Below are 21284 nucleotides of genomic sequence, written 5' to 3'. Positions count from 1 at the left end.
GCTCAATAACCTGTTCATTAGGTACCACTTCTAAGGCCCTCCTCTTTGCTGATGGCCTTAGTGGTTGTCAGCGACCCCCGTTTTGTCGCTGTGAGTCAGATCTGAATTTGGTCTGAATTACGCCGGTGACATCTCTCACCTCGTGATTTTCTGTGCTTCAACGCGTTGTCCACTTTCCGTATTTATTGGGAGAACGGGCACATGCTGAGTGCTTTTAAATTAGAAAACAGCCGCTTATCCCGTTTAGAGCTGGACGAGTCAGACGATCTCAAAACCTCATTGTGGGTGGATTTGGTTGAACCTGACGAACAGGAGCGCGAACGCGTTCAATGTGAATTAGGGCAAAGCCTGGCGACGCGTCCTGAACTGGACGACATCGAAGCCTCCGCACGTTTCTTTGAAGACGAAGACGGTCTGCACATTCACTCCTTTTTCTATTACGAAGACGCTGAAGATCACGCGGGCAACAGCACCGTCGCCTTTACCGTGCGCGAAGGGCGTCTTTATACCCTGCGCGAGCGCGAATTACCGGCGTTTCGACTCTACCGTATGCGTGCCAGAAACCAGAAACTGGTCGATGGGAATGCGTACGAACTGCTGCTGGATTTGTTCGAAACCAAAATCGAACAGCTGGCGGATGAAATTGAAAACATCTACAGCGATTTGGAAAAACTCAGCCGGGTGATTATGGAAGGGCATCAGGGCGACGAATATGACGCTGCGCTTTCCACGCTGGCGGAGCTGGAAGATATCGGCTGGAAAGTCCGGTTGTGTCTGATGGATACCCAGCGCGCACTGAACTTTCTGGTGCGTAAAGCCCGTTTACCGGCAGGTCAGCTGGAGCAGGCGCGCGAAGTATTACGCGATATCGAATCCCTGCTGCCGCACAATGAATCCCTGTTCCAGAAAGTAAACTTCCTGATGCAGGCGGCGATGGGCTTTATCAACATCGAACAGAACCGCATCATCAAGATTTTCTCGGTGGTTTCCGTGGTATTCCTGCCGCCAACGCTGGTGGCCTCCAGCTACGGGATGAACTTCGAATTCATGCCTGAACTGAAATGGTCATTCGGGTATCCGGGCGCTATTGCGCTGATGATCCTCGCCGGCCTGGCACCTTATCTGTACTTCAAACGTAAAAACTGGCTGTAACCGGCCAGACAAAATTTCCCCCTCTTGCGCCTTGCCGCGGCGGGGGATTCCGTCTTTGTTATGTCTTTGCGGTTCCCTCTCCTGTTTGAAATATGTTAATAAAGAGCGCTGAACTCTCTTAAAAACAGACCAACTGCCATGTTGATGGAAAGGATGGCTCCGGCGGGCCAGTGGATAATCCTCGTCGTTTCCTCGCTGATTCTCGGTATTATATTTCAAGCATTCCATGTCCCGGCTGCGTTGTTGCTCGGGCCGATGATTGTCGGCGTGCTGATGGGGCTGCTGGGCGCCAGTGTGCGCATTCACCCGTTGTTCTTCAAAATCTCGCAGGGCGTGCTGGGCTGCATGATTGCGCAAAGCCTTTCGCCATCCATTTTGCCTCCGCTTCTGAATGACTGGCCGCTGGTGCTGATGGTGCTGGTCGCAACGCTGCTGGCCAGCGGGCTTTCCGGCTGGCTGCTGGTGCGGTTCAGCCAGTTACCCGGCCCGACCGGTGCATGGGGTTCGTCACCCGGCGGTGCCAGCGCAATGGTGGCGATGGCCGGTGATTTCGGTGCGGACGTTCGTCTGGTGGCATTTATGCAGTATCTGCGCGTGTTGTTTGTTGCGACCGCTGCCGCATTTGTCGCCCGCATGGCGATGGGCGACGGCGCGTCGCTTGCCGCTGCAATTGTGTGGTTTCCGCCGCTGACGTGGCGTTTCTTCGCCACCGTTTTTCTGGCGCTGGCCGGTGTCTGGCTCGGGCCGCGTTTGCGTATCCCTTCCGGCGCGCTGCTGCTTCCGGCCGTCGTCGGCGCGGTGCTGCATTCCACCGGCACTGTCACTTTAGAAGTGCCCGAATGGCTGCTGGCGATGGCTTACACGCTGATTGGCTGGAGCGTTGGCCTGCGGTTCACCCGGCCCATCTTCAAGCTGGCGCTGCGTACGTTGCCGCAGATGATTGCGTCGATTATCGGCCTGATGCTGATTTGCGGGGGAATGGCGTGGGTGCTGACGAAATTACTGCATGTGGATATGCTCACGGCGTATCTGGCGACCAGCCCCGGAGGGCTGGACACCGTCGCGATTATTGCGGCGGGAAGTCATGCGGATTTGGGCTTTGTGATGGCGATGCAGACGTTGCGTCTGATCACCATTCTGGCTACCGGCCCCGCGATGGCGCGTTTTATATCACGCAGCGCTGTGCCCGCTTCTTCCTCGTCTTAGGCGGCCTTGCGTGTAAAGTGCATCGCCGATAAAGAACAGCAGCCCGACCCAGATAAAGCCGAACGTAATCAACTGGGAAGGGTGAACGGTCTCGCCGTAGAACACCACCGCCAGCAGGAACATCAGCGTCGGGCCGAGATACTGGAAAAAGCCCAGCGTTGAAAGCTTCAGGCGCGCTGCGGCGGCGGTGAAGAACAGCAGCGGGATCGTGGTAATGATCCCGGCGGCCATCAGCATTAAGTCCAGCGACCACGGATTAGCGGCCAGATTGCTGGTCGGGCTGTTGGCGATAAAGAACAGATAGACTCCCGCAACCGGCAGCAGCCACAGCGTTTCAATCAGCATACCGGTCTGGGAATCCACACCGATTTTTTTACGCAGCAGACCGTAAAAGGCAAACGTCAGTGACAGACCGATGGCAATGATCGGCACGGAGCCAAATAACCACACCTGTACCAGTACTCCGGCAAACGCCAGCGCCACGGCAAACCATTGCAAACTGCGGAACCTTTCCCGCAAAAACAGCATCCCCAGCACCACATTCACCAGCGGATTGATAAAGTAGCCGAGGCTGGCTTCGAGAATGTGGTCATGGTTAATGGCCCAGATGAAAATCAGCCAGTTCCCACCGACAAGCAGGGCAGTAATCAGTAACATCCCGACTTTCTTCGGTTGTGCCAGTACCCGCCGGACGTCGCCCCAGCTGCGGCTGACGGAGAGCAGCACTAACATAAAGAAGAATGACCAGATCACCCGGTGAGTCAGAATTTCGTCAGCAGGCACCTGTCTGATGAGCTTGAAGTACGCCGGAGCGATCCCCCAGATCAGATAGGCAATAAAGGCAAAAATAATGCCCTGCCGGGTACGGTGTGCGTCCATGAGGTACCTGAAAAAGAGTAGGTAAAGAAGCGGAGTTTACCCGATTTCAGCCGACCATATAGGTCGCCGTGGTCGTGGCAATGTGTACGCCGGTATCGTTGTGCAGATCAACACGCGCCACGGACACTTTATTCCCGGCGCGGACCAGACTCGCGGTCGCAATAAAGTAGTCGCCACGGCCCGGACGCAGATAATCCACGCGTAAATCGATGGTGCCCATTTTCGACAGCCGCTGACGCATTTCCGCTTCCAGCAGAGGATGGTCGGGTTTATCGCGGCGGATAAGCGAACTGGTTACGCAGACCAGACCGGCGGCGACATCCAGCACCGCGGCAATTACGCCGCCATGTAGAATTTTTTGTGCCGCATTGCCCACCAGTTTAGTCTGATTGGAAAATTTCAGCTCAGCGTAATCAACGTCAAGGCGTTTAAGTTCAAGCCCAAGTTCGCGGTTAAACGGCATGTCATAAACGAAAATATTGCCGATCAGTTGCAGGGCAGCCTCGTGGCTGAGGGATGAAGCAGACATGGAGTGATTCCTGACGAAAATGTAAGACGCGTATGTTCGCCGAAAAAGTTAACGGGATGTTGATTTTAGGTGCGGAAAAAAGGGAATTCCAGAGTGCGACCGATAAATGTATTCAGTGGTCATGTAGAAATGTATTTGTGTGTAAAATGTCCCGCTTTGGATTTCCGGACTTAAGTCTGCAGGAAAACGGCCAGGTAGCGGGCCAATAAACAATAACTCATTTTAAAATTTTAGGGCGAGGGTAAGGAAAATGCGTAAAATTTGGGCTGTCGGTGCCGCCATTCTGGCGTTGCCAGCGTTGAGCTATGCGGCTGAAGCCACCATTCAGGAAGTGCATGATAAACCGGCTGTTCGTGGCAGCATTATCGCCAGTATGTTGCAGGATCACGACAACCCGTTCACGCTTTATCCTTATGAATCAAACTATTTGCTGTATACCGATACCAGCAATATTAACAAAAAAGCCATTCAGTCTTATGACTGGGCGGACAATGCCAAGCACGATGAAGTTGAGTTCCAGCTGAGTCTGGCATTCCCGCTGTGGCGTGGTATCGCCGGGGATAACTCGGTGCTCGGCGCGTCTTATACGCAGAAATCGTTCTGGCAGCTTTCCAACCGTGGTGAATCTTCACCGTTCCGCGAAACTAACTATGAGCCGCAACTGTTCCTGGCCTGGGCGACGGATTACGACTTCCTGGGATGGACGTTACGCGAAGCCGAATACGGCGTGAATCACGATTCCAACGGACGTTCTGACCCGACTTCGCGCAGCTGGAACCGCGTCTATGCGCGCTTTATGGCGCAGCACGGCAACTGGCAAGTCGATGTCAAACCCTGGTATCGCCTGCCGGAAAGTGACAAAAATGACGATAATCCGGACATCACCAAATACATGGGATATTACCGTCTGAAAGTCGGGTATGCCCTCGGTGACAGCGTGTTCAGCGTGGAAAGCCGTTACAACTGGAACACCGGCTACGGCGGCGCGACAACGGGCTGGAGCTATCCGATCAGCAAACACGTTCGCTTCTACACGCAGGTGTTCAGCGGTTACGGCGAATCGTTGATCGACTACAACCACAAGCAAACTCGCGTCGGTGTCGGTATCATGCTTAACGACATGATGTAATATCCGTCATACTCAGGTTGCATGCCCTTTGGCTGCAACCTGAATTATTTAGGGTATATTATGTCGGTGCAGTACAGCCCCGGCGGCTTTAGGGTTTAGCCGGGTGGTTTGAACAGTTGGGGAATTGAGTGTCTACGGCGGCAGTGATAAACAAAGAAGAGCTGGCTCATCAGGTATTACGCGATACCTTCGGCTATCAGCAATTCAGACCAGGCCAGCAAACTATCATCAACACCGCCATTTCTGGCCGTGATTGTCTGGTAGTGATGCCCACAGGCGGCGGTAAATCGCTGTGCTATCAAATCCCCGCACTGGTGATGGACGGCCTGACGCTGGTCGTTTCGCCGCTCATTTCCCTGATGAAAGATCAGGTCGATCAGCTGATGGCGGCAGGTGTTGAAGCCGGTTGCCTGAACTCGACACAAACCCGTGAGCAACAGCTGGAAGTGATGGCTGGTTGCCGCGCGGGGCGCATCAAAATGCTGTATATCGCGCCGGAACGTCTGATGATGGGCGATTTCCTCGAACAGCTGCAACAGTGGAATCCGGCGATGCTCGCCGTCGATGAAGCCCACTGTATTTCTCAATGGGGCCACGATTTCCGTCCGGAATATCGCGCGCTCGGCCAGCTGAAACTGCGTTACCCGCAATTACCGGTGATCGCGCTGACCGCGACCGCCGATGAAGCCACCCGTAACGACATTGTTCGTCTGCTTGAGCTGAACGATCCGCTGATTCAGGTCAGCAGTTTTGACCGTCCGAATATCCGTTACACGCTGGTGGAAAAATTTAAACCGCTCGATCAGCTGATCCGCTTTGTGCAGGATCAGCGCGGCAAAAGCGGCATTATTTACTGTAACAGCCGTGCCAAAGTTGAAGACACCGCCGCGCGATTGCAAAGCCGCGGGCTAAGTGTTGGCGCGTATCACGCCGGACTGGATAACGAAACCCGCGCCCGCGTGCAGGAAGGGTTTCAGCGCGACGACCTGCAAATTGTGGTCGCGACCGTCGCATTCGGGATGGGCATCAACAAGCCTAACGTCCGTTTTGTGGTGCACTTCGATATTCCCCGCACCATTGAGTCTTATTATCAGGAAACGGGCCGTGCCGGACGTGATGGTCTGCCCGCCGAGGCGGTGCTGTTGTACGATCCGGCGGATATGGCCTGGCTGCGCCGCTGTCTGGAAGAAAAACCGGCCGGTGCGCAACAGGATGTGGAACGCCACAAACTGAATGCGATGAACGCATTTGCCGAAGCGCAAACCTGCCGCCGTCTGGTGCTGCTTAACTATTTTGGTGAAGGCAAACAAAATGCCTGCGGCAACTGCGACGTGTGCCTGGATCCGCCAAAACGCTACGATGGCCTGCTGGACGCGCAAAAAGCGCTGTCGGTGGTGGCGCGCGTCGGGCAACGCTTTGGTTTGGGTTACGTGGTCGAAGTACTGCGCGGCTCGAACAACCAACGTATCCGCGAATACGGCCACGAAAAACTGACCGTCTACGGCATCGGTAAAGAGCACAGCAATGAGCACTGGACCAGCGTGGTACGCCAGCTGATCCATCTCGGGCTGATTACTCAGAACATCGCCATGCATTCGGCGCTACAACTGACCGAATCTGCCCGTCCGGTATTGCGCGGCGAAATTCCGTTGCAACTGGCGGTGCCGCGTATTCAGACGCTCAAAATTAAAAGCAGTGCCAGCCAGAAAACTTATGGCGGGAATTACGACCGTAAGCTGTTTGCCAAATTGCGTAAACTGCGTAAGTCGCTGGCGGACGACAATAATGTGCCGCCATACGTAGTGTTTAACGACACAACGCTGCTGGAAATGGCCGAACATCTGCCTGTCAGTCCTGGTGATTTGCTGGATATCACCGGCGTCGGTCAGCGTAAGCTGGAGAAATTTGGTCGGCCATTTATGAATATGATCCGTGACCATATCGATAACGGTGACGAATAAGAATTCTGTTTCCTACACATAACACTGAGAGTTGATCATGCTGATGTTATTCCTGACGGTTGCGATGGTTCATCTGATCGCGCTGATGAGTCCGGGACCGGACTTCTTCTTTGTTTCACAAACTGCCGCCAGCCGGTCACGTAAAGAAGCCATGATGGGCGTGATTGGCATTACGCTGGGCGTGCTGGTCTGGGCGGCGGTTGCGCTGATGGGTTTACACTTAATTCTGCAAAAAATGGCCTGGCTGCATCAGATCATCACCGTCGGTGGTGGCCTGTATCTGTGCTGGATGGGCTGGCAGTTGCTGAAATCCGCACGGGCTAAAAAGCAGAATGGCGATGAAACGCCGGTGGTTCTGCCCGCGCGTGGCCGGACTTTTATGCGCGGCCTGCTGACCAACCTCTCGAACCCGAAAGCCGTGATTTACTTCGGCAGCGTGTTTTCCATGTTCGTCGGTGACAGCGTCAGCGGCGGCGAGCGGCTGGGCATATTCCTGCTGATTGTGGTGGAAACGCTGGCGTGGTTCTCTTTAGTGGCGATGGTGTTTGCGCTGCCGAAAATGCGCCGTGGATATCAGCGTTTAGCGAAATGGATCGACGGCGTGGCAGGTGTGGTTTTCGCTGGCTTCGGTATTGCGCTGATCGTAAATCGCTGATTAAAACGTTCTGCATAAAAAAGGGTCCGGTGATTTGCCGGACCCTTTTTTGCATTTCAGCGAATTACACTTTTCGCGCACTCGCCAGCAACACGCCCACCAGCATAAACAGCGAGCCAAAGATGCGGTTCAGCAACTGCATTTGTTTTGGCGCTTTTACCCAGTTAGCGATTCGGGTCGCCAGCGTCGCGTAACCGATCATCACAATGATATCGACGACCACGGTGGTGACGCCCAATACCACGTATTGTGCAGCCTGCGGCTGGTGCGGAATGATAAACTGCGGGAATAATGCGGCCAGGAACACAATGCTTTTTGGATTGGTCAGATTCACCAGAATGGCGCGTTTGAACAAACGGCGGCGCGGCATACTGCTGGCGAGTGCGTTCAGGTCAATCGCACCGGCAGAACGCCACTGGCAAATACCCAGCCAGATCAGGTACGCCGCGCCCAGCCATTTGAGAATTTCAAAGGCCATCAGCGAGGATGAAATCAGCGCCCCGAGTCCGATACCGACCAGCACGATGTGAATGGCCAGACCGAGTTGTAATCCGGCAATCGAGGCTACGGCACCACGATAGCCGTGGCTGATGCCCGTGCTCATGGTATTAATCGCACCGGAACCGGGTGATAAACTTAAAATAGAAGTGGTGAGCAGGTAGGTTAACCACCAGTCCAGTGTCATTGCGGGACTCCCTGAGTACGTTTTAGGTTGTTTTATGGCACAATACGCCATTGTCTATAATTGCGCTATAGCTCACAAATAACACTTTCCTCCTGCCTGTCTGACGACGTTGGATCATTGAATGCCTGTGAATTATGCGAAGTGGTTAACACGCGAGAAGGAGTTTGCAGCCTTTGCGACCGGGCCTTTGCTGGATTTCTGGCGAACGCGCGAAGAGGGTGAGTTTAGCGGCGTTGATGATGTGCCGATCCGCTACGTCCGCTTTTGTTCGCCTGAGCACGATAAAGTCATCGTGGTGTCACCGGGGCGTATCGAAAGCTACGTAAAATATCCTGAAGTAGCCTACGATTTATTCCATTGCGGCTACGATGTCATGATTGTCGATCACCGCGGTCAGGGGCGTTCCGGGCGGATACTTGACGATCCGCATTGCGGTCACGTGAAACACTTTGATGATTATGTCGAAGATTTTGACCGCTTTTATCAGCTGGAGATTGCGACGCGTCAGTACGCGAAAAAGTTCGCGCTGGCACACTCCATGGGCGGTGCGATTCTGGCGCTGTATCTGGCGAAAAATCCGCAGAATTTCGATGCCGCGGCGTTACTCGCGCCGATGACCGGTATCTATCTGCCGATGCCCGGCTGGGTGTCGCGCCGTATTCTCAACTGGGCGGAGAATCGTCCGGTTCGACGTGATGGCTATGCGCTGGGTACCGGACACTGGCGGCCGCTGCCGTTTGTGGTCAACCAGCTGACGCACAGCCGCGCACGTTATCGCCGCAATCTGCGCTTTTATGCTGATTATCCGGAGTTGCAGGTCGGCGGACCGACCTATCACTGGGTGCGTGAAGGCATTGAGGCGGGGATGCATATCCTGAAAGAAGCCGAAAAAATCACCACGCCGGTTCTGTTATTGCAGGCGAGCGAAGACCGCGTAGTGGATAACCGGTCCCATCTTGCTTTTTGTCAGGCCATGGCCGTTGCGGGACATCCTTGTGAAGGGGAAAAACCGCTGGTCATTGAAGGCGCGCGCCATGAGATCCTGTTTGAACGGGACGACCTGAGGGCACAGGCGCTGGACGCTATCATGCGCTTTTTTGCGCGACAGCTTTAATCCGCGGTTCGCCGCGCACAACTCCATCAGAGGTTAGAACCTAACGCTATGTACCATGTTGTTGCTTCCGATTTAGATGGCACGCTGCTATCACCTGATCATACCCTGAGCCCGTTCGCCAAAGAGACGCTGAAACTGCTGACTCAGCGCGACGTGCATTTCGTGTTCGCTACCGGGCGTCACCATATCGACGTGGCGCAGATGCGCGATAATCTGGAAATCAGTGCGTACATGATCACCTCCAACGGTGCGCGTGTGCATAACACTGACGGCGATCTGATTTTCTCGCACAATCTGGATGAAGACATTGCCAGAGATCTGTTCGGCATCATGCATAACAACCCGGATATTCTGACCAACGTTTATCGCAACGATGACTGGTATATGAACCGGGACCGCGCCGATCAGGATGATTTCTTCCGTGAATCCGTCTTCAAATACAAACTGTATGAACCGGGTTTGCTGGAAACCGACGGCATCTGCAAAGTGTATTTCACCTGTGAAGATCACGAAAAACTGTTGCCGCTGGAAGAAGCCATCAACGCGCGCTGGGGCGACCGTGTCAACGTCAGCTTCTCATTGCCGGTATGTCTGGAAGTGATGGCGGGTGGCGTATCGAAAGGCCACGCGCTGGAATATGTTTCTAAGCTGATGGGCTATTCGCTGAAAGATTGCATCGCCTTTGGTGACGGTCTGAATGACCTCGAAATGCTGTCGATGGCTGGTAAAGGGTGCCTGATGAGTGGCTCATTGCCACGTCTGAAAGCTGCCCTGCCGGATGCGGAAATTATCGGCTCCAACGCCGACGACGCCGTGCCGCATTACCTGCGCAAGATGTATCTTGCACAAGAAAGCTGAGCTGCTGTAAATCCAGCGTCATAAAAACGAAAGCAGGGCGTTTGCCCTGCTTTGCTAATCTTATTACCCTGTTAAATCAGACGCGTCCGGCCAGCTGTGCTTTGTGTTTACTTTCACTCAGCATGGTCAGCAACAGCAGCACAACGGCCAGCACGCAACCGGCTATCATCACGATAAAACCGCCGTCCCAGCCAAAGTAGTCCACGGTATAACCGACAATCGCACTTGCGGCGACTGAACCGCCGAGATAACCAAACAGACCGGTAAAGCCTGCCGCCGTCCCCGCCGCTTTCTTCGGTGCCAGTTCCAGCGCATGTAAACCAATCAGCATGACCGGGCCATAAATCAGGAAGCCGATGGTGATCATACAAGCCATATCGATACCCGGATTACCGACCGGATTGAGCCAGTAAATCACGGTGGCGATCGTCACCAGCACCATAAAGAACACGCCGGTAGCGCCGCGGTTGCCTTTAAACACTTTGTCCGACATCCAGCCGCAAAGCAGCGTGCCCGGTATACCGGCATATTCATAGAGGAAATACGCCCACGAGGATTTATCCAGCGCAAAATGCTTCACTTCTTTCAGGTAAGTCGGTGACCAGTCCAGAATGCCGTAGCGCAGCAGATAGACAAACACGTTAGCCAGGGCGATGTACCACAGCAATTTGTTCGGCAAAATGTACTGCATGAAAATCTGTTTCGCCGTCAGTTCCTGCTCGGAAGACTCTTTTACATAGTCCGGCGGATAATCGTTTTTGTATTCTTCAATCGGCGGCAGACCACAAGATTGTGGCGTATCGCGCATGGTCATGAAGGCGAATACCGCCAGCAGAATAGCGCCGAAAGCAGGCATATAAAGCGCCGCGTGCCAGTCGTTAAACCACGCCATACCCAGCAGGAACAGCAGCGGGGGAATACCACCGCCGACGTTATGCGCACAGTTCCATACAGACACCACACCGCCGCGTTCTTTCTGCGACCACCAGTGGACCATGGTGCGACCGCACGGCGGCCAGCCCATTCCCTGAAACCATCCGCACAGGAACAGCAGTACAAACATAATGGCGATGCTCGACGTAGCCCATGGCACGAAGCCCATAAACAACATCACCGCCGCGGCCAGAATCAGACCAGCAGGCAGGAAAACGCGCGGATTCGAGCGGTCAGAGACAGACCCCATAATAAATTTTGAGATGCCGTAGGCAATAGAAATCCCGGACAGCGCAAAGCCTAAATCACCCCGGGAAAAGCCCTGATCAATCAGATAAGGCATGGCCAGGGCGAAGTTTTTGCGCACCAGATAGTAGGCCGCATAACCGAAGAAAATCCCCATGAAGATTTGCCAGCGGAGACGGCGGTAAAGCGGATCGACGTGAGCCTCATCAACAGGAGCTTTGTGGGGCGCGGGTTTAAAGATACTGAGCATAAATGCCTCCGATGGCATAAATCAGGTCGGACTCATCGTGAGTCACGAACGAAATGGCGGAGCCAGTGTGTTCCAAAACGAACATCATTTTAGCTATTCGCGCACAAACGAACTGTGATTTATGACGGAATTGTTACATTTATATTACAGCTGAGGCAGATTTTGTGAGTACGAGTAACAGCATAAGACAAAAAAGGCGGAGCCTGAGCTCCGCCTGATATTTTCACAACATCTGAATTTACTGAATTTTCAACGTATTAATAATCGCTTCGGCATCGGTCTGTGCCTGTTGCTGATTATCTGCTGGTAGCGTGATTTGCATGGTCAGCAAATGGCTGTCGACTTTGCCCAGCACGATAGAGGAATACGCTTTCTGACCGGCAGAGGTGATGACGCTGTCGTACTGCTGCAACGTCTGGCCGTTCACCTGAATGGATTTATTGGTGACGACTTGCAGATTGGTATCACGCGCTTTTTGCTGATCCTGTAAACGACCCGCCAGAACGTCCAGTGACTCGGTGGTGTTATCACCCAGGATCACAATCACCGCTTTCTGGCCGGTGCTGTCTGCGTAGACGTGCATATTGTTTGCCTGAGTGCCCAGCTTACCGCTCTGGTCGCTCATTCCCTGCGGCAGGGAGAAAGTGACTTTACCTTCCAGCAGGCTGACCGGCGTGGTCGCTGCCGTCGCTGCGGCCGCTGGCGCACCTTTATCTGCGGCAGGTGCATCGGTGGTTTTACCGTCACACGCAGCCAGACCGGCGATCAGTACTGCCATTCCCATCATTTTCGCGATATTACGCATCGGGCTTCCTTAAGTGGCCTGTCTATCAGGCTTACATGTTGACTTAACAGTCGTTATGGCAACCTATTCAGGCCACAAATGCAAGTCAGATTATGGCGCGATTTGTGTTTTACCAGAGCCCTGTTCAGTGTGCGCGGATAGCCGAATGCGGGTTATGTCCCTGTGCGGATAAACGCTTAAGCAGCATATTCAGCAGCATGCCGTACATCGGCAGGAAGAACACCAGGCAGATCAGCACTTTGAAGCTGTAATCCACCAGCGCGATTTCTACCCAGTGCGCCGCCATAAAGGCATCGGTACTTTTGTAGAACGCGATGAAGAAGAAGGACAACGTATCACTGATATTGCCGAGGAACATCGAGGCGACCGGCGCAATCCACCAGCGGCGGTTCTGGCGCAGGCGGTTAAACACGTGAACGTCGAGGATTTGTCCCAGCACGTAAGCCATAAAGCTGGCGGTCGCGATGCGGGCTACCATGATGTTCAGGCTACTGAGCGCTTCAACGCCCTGCCACTGTGCTTCAAAGAACAGCGCGGAAATCACGTAAGAGATTGCCAGTGCCGGGATCATGACGGAAAGGATAATCCGTCGTGCCAGCGGTGCGCCAAAGATTCGCACCGTGAGATCGGTAGCCAGGAAAATAAACGGAAAAGTGAACGCGCCCCAGGTGGTATGGAAACCAAAAATGGAGACAGGCAGCTGAACCAGATAGTTGCTGGACGTAATGATGGCAATGTGGAATAGAGAAAGCCATATCAGCGCGGAAAACCGCTGCTGAGCAGTAAAAGAGTACATAGATGTGACCTTTTTTTATAAAGAAATTGGGGTGAGGGAACCCAAACGTATTTTTACTTATGCACTGAGTCATCACGTGCGGCGCGCATATTACCTGTTTGCGCACCGTTTGCGCAACAGCTTCAATGGTTAATTTTAGCGCAATGCGCCTTGTTTGTTGCACCAGAAAACCAGCGGGTTAAACTGTCGCGCATTCACGTATGAAGATGTTGAGACACGAAATGAACGACCCCTTTATCAATCCCGACCATCAGCTTGATGCGCTGGGACTGCGTTGCCCGGAACCTGTAATGATGGTTCGCAAAACGGTGCGCACCATGAAAGACGGCGAAACGCTGCTTATCATCGCCGATGATCCGGCAACGACCCGCGATATTCCCGGTTTCTGCCGTTTTATGGAACACCGGCTTTTAGCGTCTGATACTGAAAACCTGCCGTACCGCTATTTGCTGTGCAAAGGTCTGGTGGAAAAACAGGGCTGATTGCTCAGCCCTGACGGTCAGTGTGATTTCTTGCGCAACAGCCGCAGGGCATTGGCGGTGACTAGCGCCGTGGCGCCGGAATCGGCCAGCACCGCCAGCCATAAACCGGTCAGCCCCATAATGGTGGTCACCAGAAATATCGCCTTCAGCCCCAGCGCAATCGTAATGTTCTGACGGATATTCGCCCGCGTTGCGCGTGACAAACTGATCATCTGCGCCAGCCCGCTCAGGCGGTTGTGCGTCAGCGCCGCGTCGGCGGTTTCCAGCGCAACGTCAGTGCCACTTCCCATCGCAATCCCTATCCTAGCGGCTTTCATGGCCGGCGCATCGTTAATGCCGTCGCCGACCATCGCCACCGGTTTAACTGCATTCAGCGCGGTGACCGCCGAGACTTTATCCGCTGGCAGCAGGCCTGCACGGAAATCAATGCCCAGCCGGTCGGCAATGTTTTTCGCTGCACGCGGATTGTCGCCGGTGAGCATTACCGCCGACACGCCGAGGGCTTTGAGCTTCTGCAAGGCTTCTGCGGCGTCATCACGCAGGCGGTCCTGCATTGCAATCAGGCCGATGGCGTTATCTTCCTGCAAAACAACCACCACGGTGTTCCCGGTGGATTCCCAGTCAGTAATTTGCGCAAGGGTTTCTGTTGTTAGCGTATTTTCTGCCACACTTTTTGGAGTCAGCACCTGAACTTTACGGCCAGAAACAATGCCCTCCACGCCTGTACCGGCCAGCGCACGGCGATCCTGCGCCGTAAGCGGTAAAGGATTACTGATTTTTGCACGGGCTAAAATCGCCTGCGCCAGCGGGTGATGCGAACCTTCTTCGACCGCCGAGGCCAGACTTAACACTTCGCCTTCACTGATACCGTTCAGGGTTACAACGTGGGTGACTTCTGGTTTCCCTTCGGTCAGCGTACCGGTTTTATCCAGCGCGACGGTCTGAATGAGTGCCAGCTGTTCCAGCGCTGCACCGCCTTTGATTAATGCGCCCTGGCGGGTCGCTGCGGCCAGCCCGGAGGTGATCGCCGCCGGCGTCGAAATCACCAGCGCACAAGGGCAGCCAATCAGCAGCAACGTCAGCCCGCGGTAAATCCAGGTTTCCCATGAAAGTCCCATCGCCAGCGGGGGAACGATAATCACCAGCAGCGCCATCAGCATAATGACCGGCGTGTAATAGCGGCTGAAAGTATCGAGGAAACGCTCGATAGGCGCACGGCGTTCGTCAGCTTCTTCAATCAGTTGCAGGATGCGGTCGATGGCGCTGTTGCCGGGCGCGGAAGCCACTTCAAGGCGCGCCAGACGGTCAACGCACAGGCTTCCCGCCGGGACTTTTTCGCCGGGCTGATGTTCAACAGGCACTGATTCGCCGGTTAATGCGCTTTCATCGAAACTGGCGTGGTCTTGTAAAATGGCGTCTGCGGGCAGGCGCGCGCCCGCCGCGATCTCAATGATATCGCCGGGGCGCAGGCTGCTGACCGGCACCGTTTCTGTTTTGTCATTTACCACGCGTACGGCGGTATCCGGGATCAGCGCCATCAGGGATTTCACGCCACTTCGTGCGCGGCTCGAGGCGAAGGATTCCAGACGCTCGCCCACCATAAACAGCAGCAACACCATCGCGGCTTCGGCGGTTGCACCAATGAACAGCGCACCGAGCGCCGCAATACTCATCAGCGTTTCGATGGCAAAAGGCGAACCGGAGCGCGTCTGGCGGATGGCCTGAAGGAGCACCGGCCACAATCCCACCAGTGTGGTGGCGATAAACGCAATTTTACCCATTTGCGGGTTGAAATGATCGAGCGCCCAGCTCAGCAACATCAGCACCGACAGGACGATCAGCGGCAGCATTTCTTTCAGACGTGACTCTTCCGCTTCCGGGATATTTTGTTTGTTATCGAGAGATTGCAGGGTGAATCCTGCGGCGGTAACGGCATTTTGCACGTTTTTTGTGATATCAAAACCGGCATCAATGACCAGTTTTTCAGTAGCAAAAAGTACTCTGGCGCGGTTTACGCCATCAAGGCCTGCAACAGAATTTTCGATTTTGCGGGCGCACGCCGGGCAATCCATTCCTTCCACCTTCCAGCTGTATTGATGGCTGGCGGAAAGCGGCGCGCTGGGGTCATCTTCGCCCGGCGAGCCTTCTGCGCTGCCATCGTCGGAAGTGTGTGAGTGCTCACCTGTTTTCGGAGTGCAGCAGCTGTCGGACGCCGTAGCGCAAGCTGATGCCGCCAGCGTAGCTTTGTCACTGCAACAGCCCGCAGGATGTGTGCCGGACTGCGCGGGCATGCTGATTTTGTTGATATGCAGTGCAGGCGCGCGTTTGCCCTGACATCCGCAGTTACAGCTGTTGTTATTTTTCATTGGGATCATAAAGCCTCCGGTTCGAAACCGAGTGGAATTACTCCCAGTGTAAACCCTGGAGTCAGCTCTAAGGTCAATAACAATTTTGAGATAGCGGAACCAGAACGGTTCCGCTGCAGGAATTTACAGGTAAAGCGACCGGACAATCAGGAAGTGACCGCCGAAATAACACGCGGCAACCAGTGCGTCGGAGGCGCGGAAAGTGAAGCGATAACGGCTGGTGAGCCAGAAAATATTCCCCAGCAACAGCAGCGCAGCGCCGCAAAACAGCGAGAACGCCATGTCGGTGCTGCGCGCGAAATACTGTTCACCCGCCAGCCAGACCATCAGCAGCGTCATCGCGATGTAAGTGGTCACTGCCCAGCGAAGTTCCGCCAGGCGCGTCCAGATCACCGCCAGTAATACCGCGCCGATAATCAGCAGCGTCAGCGGTAAAGGCCAGAAGAACGTAATCGTCATCTGGCTGGCAAAACTGAGCGTATACAGCAGATGCGAAAGGAAGAACGCGCCGATGGCGTACATAAACCGCTCTTCCGGCAGCAACAGCAGACCGTCGGCAACCAGCGTCGCGGCCAAACCCAGCAGGATCAGATAGCTGTAAACATTGAGCGTCGGTGCCTGCCAGGCAAGTAAAAGCAGCAATAATAAGGTGACGGGTTTGAATACCCAGCGTTGCCAGCGCGGGCCGCGATAGCTGGCGTCAACGAACAACCAGCCTGAGAAAAATACTGCGAGGAATGGCCAACTCATTGTTTATCCTTTTATATCTAAAAAACAGAAGATAAAACCAACGCAAGGATCTGCCTTCAGGAAAACACATCCTGGTTTCCCGTACTTATTCTCAGTGTAGGAGAGGCGCGGTGCCGCAGACAATCAGAAATAACCTTATCAGGCCGTCTGTTCAGGCAGAGTTGAAGAATAGCAGCCGCAGAGGGGCTTTTTACGGCGCACTACGCGCCGTAAAGCGGGGATTACTTCTTGGTGGGCAACGGAGGCTGTTTTTTCTGCCAGGCCAGCAATTCAAACACGCCGAACAGGAAAATACGGGTTTGCAGCCAGCCACCAATGGTGTCCTTTTCCTTGCCCTGCGTGGCTTTGAGCAACATCACCTGCAAGCCGTGCATGAAAAACATGAACACAATCGCCACATCTAAAAAATACTTGATCGGTTTCGGGAAAGGGTGAATCAGGTTAAACGCCAGAAACGCCCAAATACACAACATCAACAACCGACCAATATTGATCAACATCTTACAGCTCCTGTTCTGGTGAGCCGGTTTCAGGCGTCACATCGCGATGGTAAAGGCGATAAGCAACTTGTCCGGCGACTTTCTCACGATGTAAACGCCAGCTGGCAGGCACATCCAGAGTGTCGTGTTCGGCTTCTGTTTCGACATAAATCCAGGCTTCGTCTGCCAGCCAGTTATTTTGCTCCAGCAGATTCAGCGTGTCTTGCAGAATACCTTTACGGAAAGGCGGATCGAGGAAAACCACATCAAAGGCATTCCCGGCTTTTGCCAGCCAGTTCAATGTATTGACGTTAAGGACTTGCGCATCTTTGGCGTTTAGCAGCGCCAGGTTTTTCTCTAACTGTTGCGCAACCGGGCGCTCAAACTCCAGCAGGGTGGCGCTGGCGGCGTAGCGCGATAACGCTTCCAGACCGAGTGCGCCGCTGCCTGCAAAACAGTCCAGACAATGTGCGCCCTGCAAAACCGGCGCGAGCCAGTTAAACAGCGTTTCGCGCACGCGATCGGTGGTCGGGCGCAGTCCCGGACTATGTGGAACCGGAAGTTTGCGTCCGCGCCAGAGACCGCCAATAATTCGGATCTGGCCTGCGGCTGGAGTGTTGGGTTTCTTTGCCATAGTTCGCTTGTGTAATCCAAAGCCGTCGGGCTTCGTTGCATATCGTTTGGAGGGCTATTCTACCGGTGTGCGGGCATTGGGCAAATGTTTAACATTGTCGATTGAAAAACCACCGGAATTCACTACGCGGGCGTGTTGCCGGAAGGGGAAAGTGATAGACTGCCCGACCATAACCCGATTAATAATCCGTTCGCCAATCATTAGCGGCGAGGAGTGAAGTTGTAAAATGGCAAAAGATAAAAAACGCGGTTTCTTCTCCTGGTTTGGCCGTGGCCGTCAGGAAGAAGAGCAGCAGAAGGAAGAAACACGCGTAGAGCCGCCGGTTGCCGAAGCGCTACGGAGCGATACGCCTGCACAGGAAGCGCCACCGGCACCTGAAGAATCTCACGAACAGGCGGCGGCGGAACTGGCCGAAGAAATTGTTCACATCACCGAACAGGTCGCTGCGCAGCCCGTTGCTGAAACGCCTGTGGTTGCAGAAGTCGTCACCGAAGAACCGGTCATTGAAGAAACCGTCGCCGAAGAACCGGTGCTGGTTGAAGAACAGGTTGTTGAAGACGAATTCGTTGAGTCAGCCGCTGAGATTGCAGAAGACGCCCGCGAAGATTCTCTCGACGCCGTTGACGACAGCCTGGTGGTGGAAGATCACGTTGCTGAAGAAGAACCTGTTGAAGACGCGCCGCTGCCCGTTGCGCTCGATCCTATCGTTGTGCTGCCTGCCGGTGAAACTGAGCAGGAACGTCCGACCAAAGAAGGTTTCTTTGCCCGCCTGAAACGCAGTCTGGTCAAAACTAAGCAGAATCTCGGCTCCGGTTTTGTCGGGTTGTTCCGCGGTAAAAAAATCGACGACGATCTGTTTGAAGAACTGGAAGAACAACTGCTGATCGCCGACGTTGGTGTTGAAACCACGCGTAAAATCATCACTTCGCTGACCGAGCACGCTTCGCGCAAGCAGCTGAAAGACGCCGATGCACTCTACGGCAAGCTGAAGGAAGAAATGTCCGAAATTCTGGCGAAAGTTGACGAGCCACTGGATGTCAGCGGAAAAACCCCGTATGTCATTCTGATGGTTGGCGTGAACGGCGTCGGTAAAACGACCACCATCGGTAAGATGGCGCGCCAGTTTGAAGCACAGGGCAAATCTGTGATGCTGGCAGCGGGTGATACCTTCCGTGCGGCGGCTGTTGAACAGTTGCAGGTCTGGGGCCAGCGCAACAAGATCCCGGTGATTGCCCAGCATACCGGTGCCGATTCCGCGTCTGTTATCTTCGATGCGATTCAGGCGGCGAAGGCCCGTAATATCGACGTGTTGATCGCCGATACCGCCGGGCGTTTGCAGAACAAAGCGCACCTGATGGAAGAGCTGAAGAAAATAGTTCGTGTGATGAAAAAGCTCGACGAAGATGCGCCGCATGAAGTGATGCTGACGCTCGACGCCAGTACCGGCCAGAATGCCGTCAGTCAGGCAAAATTGTTTAACGAAGCGGTCGGGCTAACCGGCATTACGTTGACTAAACTGGACGGCACCGCAAAAGGCGGCGTGATATTCGCCATCGCCGATCAGTTCAGTATCCCGATACGTTATATCGGTGTCGGCGAAGGTATCGAAGATTTGAGGCCGTTTAAGGCAGACGATTTTATTGAGGCACTTTTTGCCCGAGAGGATTAATACGGATGATTCGCTTTGAACAGGTCAGTAAAGCTTATCTGGGCGGACGACAGGCGCTTCAGGGCGTCAATTTTCACATCCAGCAAGCGGAAATGGCATTTCTGACCGGACACTCTGGCGCGGGTAAAAGTACCCTGCTCAAGCTGATTTGTGGCATTGAGCGCCCGAGTGCCGGACACATTTTGTTTGGCGGCCATGACATCAGCCGTCTTAAATCCAGCGAAGTGCCGTTCCTGCGTCGTCAGATCGGCATGATCTTTCAGGATCACCATCTGCTGATGGATCGCACTGTGTATGACAATGTGGCAATGCCGCTGATTATCTCCGGCGCCAGCAGTGAAGATATCCGCCGTCGCGTTTCGGCGGCGCTGGATAAAGTCGGGTTGCTGGATAAAGCCAAAAACCTGCCGATTCAGTTATCCGGTGGTGAACAACAGCGCGTGGGCATTGCCCGCGCCGTCGTGAACAAGCCTGCGGTGCTGCTGGCGGATGAACCGACCGGTAACCTCGACGGCGAATTGTCGGAAGGCATTTTGCGTCTATTCGAAGAATTTAACCGCGTGGGCGTCACCGTTCTGATGGCGACGCATGATGTGGGTCTGATTGCCCGTCGAAATTATCGCACGCTGACGCTGAGTCAGGGGCGTATGTCGTCGGGAGGGGTGTACTAATGGCGAACAGTCCTAACCCGGCGAAAACCGCAAAAAGCGCACGCGCTGCGAAAAGTAAAGCATTGCAGGGTGGCTGGCGCGAACAGTGGCGCTATGCGTGGATGAACGCGCTGGCTGACATGCTGCGTCAGCCGCTGGCGACATTGCTCACGGTGATGGTCATCGCGATTTCCCTGACGCTGCCGAGTGTCTGTTATCTGGTATGGAAGAACGTCAGTACTGCGGCTGAACAGTGGTATCCGACGCCGCAGCTGACCGTTTATCTCGATAAAGCACTGGATGATGACGCCGCAGAAAACGTGGTGAAAACCCTCAAAACTGAAGCGGGCGTGGATAAAGTCAATTATCTCTCCCGTGAGGAAGCGATGGGTGAATTCCGCAACTGGTCAGGCTTTGGCGGCGCAATGGATATGCTCGAACAGAATCCGCTGCCTGCCGTGGCTATCATCACGCCAAAAATGAATTTCCAGGACTCCGCCACGCTGAACACCCTGCGCGATCGCGTTGCGGCGGTTCACGGTGTGGATGAAGTGCGTATGGATGACAGCTGGTTTGCCCGCCTTGCGGCGCTGACCGGTCTGGTGGGGCAAATTGCCGCGATGATTGGCGTGCTGATGGTGATTGCTGTCTTCCTGGTCATTGGTAACAGTGTGCGACTGAGTATCTTCAGCCGTCGCGATACCATCAACGTTATGAAGCTGATTGGTGCGACCGATGGCTTCATTTTAAGGCCGTTCCTGAACGGTGGCGCGATGCTCGGTTTTACCGGCGCGTTGTTGTCGCTGATCCTGTCGGAAGTGCTGGTACTGCGCCTTGAGAGCGTGGTGACGCAAGTCGCGCAAGTGTTCGGCACGACCTTTGATCTGCACGGTTTGGGCTGGGACGAAAGTCTGTTGCTGTTGATCGTGTCCGCAATGATTGGCTGGATTGCGGCGTGGCTGGCGACCGTTCAACATTTACGGCGATTTACACCACAGTAGCGAGAATTTGCTATAATGTCCCCCTGCTGCTCAGTAATTGTGTCTCAGGGGGAAG

General features: G+C 54.3%; 21 protein-coding genes. 11 read left to right on the top strand and 10 right to left on the bottom strand.

The genetic code is table 11. The features are described 5' to 3' along the window. The first annotated feature begins 201 nt into the window (after window positions 1–201). Entirely contained in the window at window positions 202–1152 is a 951-nt protein-coding gene (gene corA, locus GW579_RS22120; protein ID WP_104924058.1) for a magnesium/cobalt transporter CorA, read from the top strand. Window positions 1153–1290: 138 nt separating this feature from the next. Further along, window positions 1291–2358 carry an AbrB family transcriptional regulator gene (locus GW579_RS22115; RefSeq protein WP_371819789.1) on the top strand — a complete coding sequence of 356 codons (1068 nt, stop codon included), beginning with the start codon at window positions 1291–1293 and terminating at the stop codon, window positions 2356–2358. Here the strand turns inward: GW579_RS22115 and rarD are convergent. Beyond that, window positions 2323–3237 (bottom strand): EamA family transporter RarD, encoded by a 915-nt coding sequence (gene rarD, locus GW579_RS22110; protein ID WP_165061900.1) that lies wholly within the window; start codon window positions 3235–3237, stop codon window positions 2323–2325. The two genes, GW579_RS22115 and rarD, sit on opposite strands and share 36 nt — an antisense overlap. Before the next feature lie 46 nt (window positions 3238–3283). Then, on the bottom strand, window positions 3284–3766 hold the full coding sequence (locus GW579_RS22105; RefSeq protein ID WP_165061897.1) for a thioesterase family protein: 483 nt from the start codon (window positions 3764–3766) through the stop codon (window positions 3284–3286). A 250-nt stretch (window positions 3767–4016) separates the two neighbouring features. Here GW579_RS22105 and pldA point away from each other — a divergent pair, with 250 nt between their 5' ends. The 3 genes from pldA to rhtC all read left to right on the top strand — a co-directional run bounded on the left by pldA (window position 4017) and on the right by rhtC (window position 7511). Then, window positions 4017–4895: a phospholipase A gene (pldA, locus tag GW579_RS22100; RefSeq protein WP_152324781.1), complete on the top strand. Its 879-nt coding sequence runs from the start codon at window positions 4017–4019 to the stop codon at window positions 4893–4895. Window positions 4896–5023: 128 nt separating this feature from the next. Continuing rightward, complete coding sequence (gene recQ / locus GW579_RS22095) at window positions 5024–6856, top strand: ATP-dependent DNA helicase RecQ (RefSeq protein WP_165061894.1); 1833 nt, start codon at window positions 5024–5026, stop codon at window positions 6854–6856. Window positions 6857–6893: 37 nt separating this feature from the next. Further along, a complete protein-coding gene (gene rhtC, locus GW579_RS22090; RefSeq protein WP_165061892.1) occupies window positions 6894–7511 on the top strand; it encodes a threonine export protein RhtC in 618 nt (205 codons plus the stop codon). 64 nt (window positions 7512–7575) lie between these two features. On the opposite strand, the gene rhtB is transcribed toward rhtC, so the two are convergent. Further along, the gene (gene rhtB / locus GW579_RS22085) at window positions 7576–8196 is read right to left on the bottom strand and encodes a homoserine/homoserine lactone efflux protein (protein WP_152324784.1); all 621 of its coding nucleotides are present in this window, start codon (window positions 8194–8196) and stop codon (window positions 7576–7578) included. Between the two features lie 121 nt (window positions 8197–8317). On the opposite strand from rhtB, the gene pldB reads away from it, so the two are divergent. After that, complete coding sequence (gene pldB, locus GW579_RS22080) at window positions 8318–9310, top strand: lysophospholipase L2 (RefSeq protein ID WP_165061889.1); 993 nt, start codon at window positions 8318–8320, stop codon at window positions 9308–9310. Window positions 9311–9358: 48 nt separating this feature from the next. Then, window positions 9359–10168, top strand: coding sequence for a sugar/pyridoxal phosphate phosphatase YigL (gene yigL, locus GW579_RS22075; RefSeq protein ID WP_152324786.1), 810 nt, complete (start codon window positions 9359–9361; stop codon window positions 10166–10168). 76 nt (window positions 10169–10244) lie between these two features. Here the strand turns inward: yigL and glpT are convergent, their stop codons facing one another. From glpT to GW579_RS22060, 3 genes are all read right to left on the bottom strand, one after another. Then, on the bottom strand, window positions 10245–11597 hold the full coding sequence (gene glpT, locus GW579_RS22070; protein WP_165061886.1) for a glycerol-3-phosphate transporter: 1353 nt from the start codon (window positions 11595–11597) through the stop codon (window positions 10245–10247). Between the two features lie 238 nt (window positions 11598–11835). Beyond that, a complete protein-coding gene (locus tag GW579_RS22065; protein WP_165061883.1) occupies window positions 11836–12402 on the bottom strand; it encodes a DcrB family lipoprotein in 567 nt (188 codons plus the stop codon). A 124-nt stretch (window positions 12403–12526) separates the two neighbouring features. Beyond that, complete coding sequence (locus GW579_RS22060) at window positions 12527–13198, bottom strand: 7-cyano-7-deazaguanine/7-aminomethyl-7-deazaguanine transporter (RefSeq protein ID WP_152324789.1); 672 nt, start codon at window positions 13196–13198, stop codon at window positions 12527–12529. Between the two features lie 221 nt (window positions 13199–13419). On the opposite strand from GW579_RS22060, the gene tusA reads away from it, so the two are divergent. After that, entirely contained in the window at window positions 13420–13680 is a 261-nt protein-coding gene (gene tusA / locus GW579_RS22055) for a sulfurtransferase TusA (RefSeq protein WP_165061880.1), read from the top strand. Between the two features lie 17 nt (window positions 13681–13697). Here the strand turns inward: tusA and GW579_RS22050 are convergent, their stop codons facing one another. The 4 genes from GW579_RS22050 to rsmD form a co-directional block, all read right to left on the bottom strand. Further along, on the bottom strand, window positions 13698–16055 hold the full coding sequence (locus GW579_RS22050; protein ID WP_165061877.1) for a zinc/cadmium/mercury/lead-transporting ATPase: 2358 nt from the start codon (window positions 16053–16055) through the stop codon (window positions 13698–13700). Window positions 16056–16169: 114 nt separating this feature from the next. Further along, window positions 16170–16796 carry a lysoplasmalogenase gene (locus tag GW579_RS22045; protein ID WP_165061874.1) on the bottom strand — a complete coding sequence of 209 codons (627 nt, stop codon included), beginning with the start codon at window positions 16794–16796 and terminating at the stop codon, window positions 16170–16172. A 221-nt stretch (window positions 16797–17017) separates the two neighbouring features. Further along, window positions 17018–17296 carry a DUF1145 family protein gene (locus tag GW579_RS22040; protein ID WP_152324792.1) on the bottom strand — a complete coding sequence of 93 codons (279 nt, stop codon included), beginning with the start codon at window positions 17294–17296 and terminating at the stop codon, window positions 17018–17020. 1 nt (window position 17297) lies between these two features. After that, complete coding sequence (gene rsmD, locus GW579_RS22035; protein WP_165061869.1) at window positions 17298–17909, bottom strand: 16S rRNA (guanine(966)-N(2))-methyltransferase; 612 nt, start codon at window positions 17907–17909, stop codon at window positions 17298–17300. A gap of 226 nt (window positions 17910–18135) precedes the next feature. Between rsmD and ftsY the strand changes: the two genes are divergently transcribed. From ftsY to ftsX, 3 genes are read left to right on the top strand one after another with little or no spacing between them, the layout of a single operon-like run. Next, window positions 18136–19578, top strand: coding sequence for a signal recognition particle-docking protein FtsY (gene ftsY / locus GW579_RS22030; RefSeq protein ID WP_165061866.1), 1443 nt, complete (start codon window positions 18136–18138; stop codon window positions 19576–19578). A gap of 5 nt (window positions 19579–19583) precedes the next feature. Further along, window positions 19584–20249, top strand: coding sequence for a cell division ATP-binding protein FtsE (gene ftsE, locus GW579_RS22025; RefSeq protein WP_152324795.1), 666 nt, complete (start codon window positions 19584–19586; stop codon window positions 20247–20249). Further along, on the top strand, window positions 20249–21229 hold the full coding sequence (ftsX, locus tag GW579_RS22020; protein WP_112290540.1) for a permease-like cell division protein FtsX: 981 nt from the start codon (window positions 20249–20251) through the stop codon (window positions 21227–21229). Before ftsE ends, ftsX begins: the two co-directional genes overlap by 1 nt. Window positions 21230–21284 lie beyond the last annotated feature (55 nt).

The organism is Rahnella contaminans (genome assembly GCF_011065485.1).
GTDB lineage: Bacteria > Pseudomonadota > Gammaproteobacteria > Enterobacterales > Enterobacteriaceae > Rahnella > Rahnella contaminans.
This window is presented reverse-complemented; position numbering and strand designations above follow the sequence as displayed.

Bases quoted from the DNA above. Each gene is read 5' to 3' on its own strand.
- corA (WP_104924058.1), top strand. From the start codon at position 202: ATGCTGAGTGCTTTTAAATTAGAAAACAGCCGCTTATCCCGTTTAGAG.
- GW579_RS22115 (WP_371819789.1), top strand. From the start codon at position 1,291: ATGTTGATGGAAAGGATGGCTCCGGCGGGCCAGTGGATAATCCTCGTC.
- rarD (WP_165061900.1), bottom strand. From the start codon at position 3,237: ATGGACGCACACCGTACCCGGCAGGGCATTATTTTTGCCTTTATTGCC.
- GW579_RS22105 (WP_165061897.1), bottom strand. From the start codon at position 3,766: ATGTCTGCTTCATCCCTCAGCCACGAGGCTGCCCTGCAACTGATCGGC.
- pldA (WP_152324781.1), top strand. From the start codon at position 4,017: ATGCGTAAAATTTGGGCTGTCGGTGCCGCCATTCTGGCGTTGCCAGCG.
- rhtC (WP_165061892.1), top strand. From the start codon at position 6,894: ATGCTGATGTTATTCCTGACGGTTGCGATGGTTCATCTGATCGCGCTG.
- rhtB (WP_152324784.1), bottom strand. From the start codon at position 8,196: ATGACACTGGACTGGTGGTTAACCTACCTGCTCACCACTTCTATTTTA.
- pldB (WP_165061889.1), top strand. From the start codon at position 8,318: ATGCCTGTGAATTATGCGAAGTGGTTAACACGCGAGAAGGAGTTTGCA.
- yigL (WP_152324786.1), top strand. From the start codon at position 9,359: ATGTACCATGTTGTTGCTTCCGATTTAGATGGCACGCTGCTATCACCT.
- glpT (WP_165061886.1), bottom strand. From the start codon at position 11,597: ATGCTCAGTATCTTTAAACCCGCGCCCCACAAAGCTCCTGTTGATGAG.
- GW579_RS22065 (WP_165061883.1), bottom strand. From the start codon at position 12,402: ATGCGTAATATCGCGAAAATGATGGGAATGGCAGTACTGATCGCCGGT.
- GW579_RS22060 (WP_152324789.1), bottom strand. From the start codon at position 13,198: ATGTACTCTTTTACTGCTCAGCAGCGGTTTTCCGCGCTGATATGGCTT.
- tusA (WP_165061880.1), top strand. From the start codon at position 13,420: ATGAACGACCCCTTTATCAATCCCGACCATCAGCTTGATGCGCTGGGA.
- GW579_RS22050 (WP_165061877.1), bottom strand. From the start codon at position 16,055: ATGATCCCAATGAAAAATAACAACAGCTGTAACTGCGGATGTCAGGGC.
- GW579_RS22045 (WP_165061874.1), bottom strand. From the start codon at position 16,796: ATGAGTTGGCCATTCCTCGCAGTATTTTTCTCAGGCTGGTTGTTCGTT.
- GW579_RS22040 (WP_152324792.1), bottom strand. From the start codon at position 17,296: ATGTTGATCAATATTGGTCGGTTGTTGATGTTGTGTATTTGGGCGTTT.
- rsmD (WP_165061869.1), bottom strand. From the start codon at position 17,909: ATGGCAAAGAAACCCAACACTCCAGCCGCAGGCCAGATCCGAATTATT.
- ftsY (WP_165061866.1), top strand. From the start codon at position 18,136: ATGGCAAAAGATAAAAAACGCGGTTTCTTCTCCTGGTTTGGCCGTGGC.
- ftsE (WP_152324795.1), top strand. From the start codon at position 19,584: ATGATTCGCTTTGAACAGGTCAGTAAAGCTTATCTGGGCGGACGACAG.
- ftsX (WP_112290540.1), top strand. From the start codon at position 20,249: ATGGCGAACAGTCCTAACCCGGCGAAAACCGCAAAAAGCGCACGCGCT.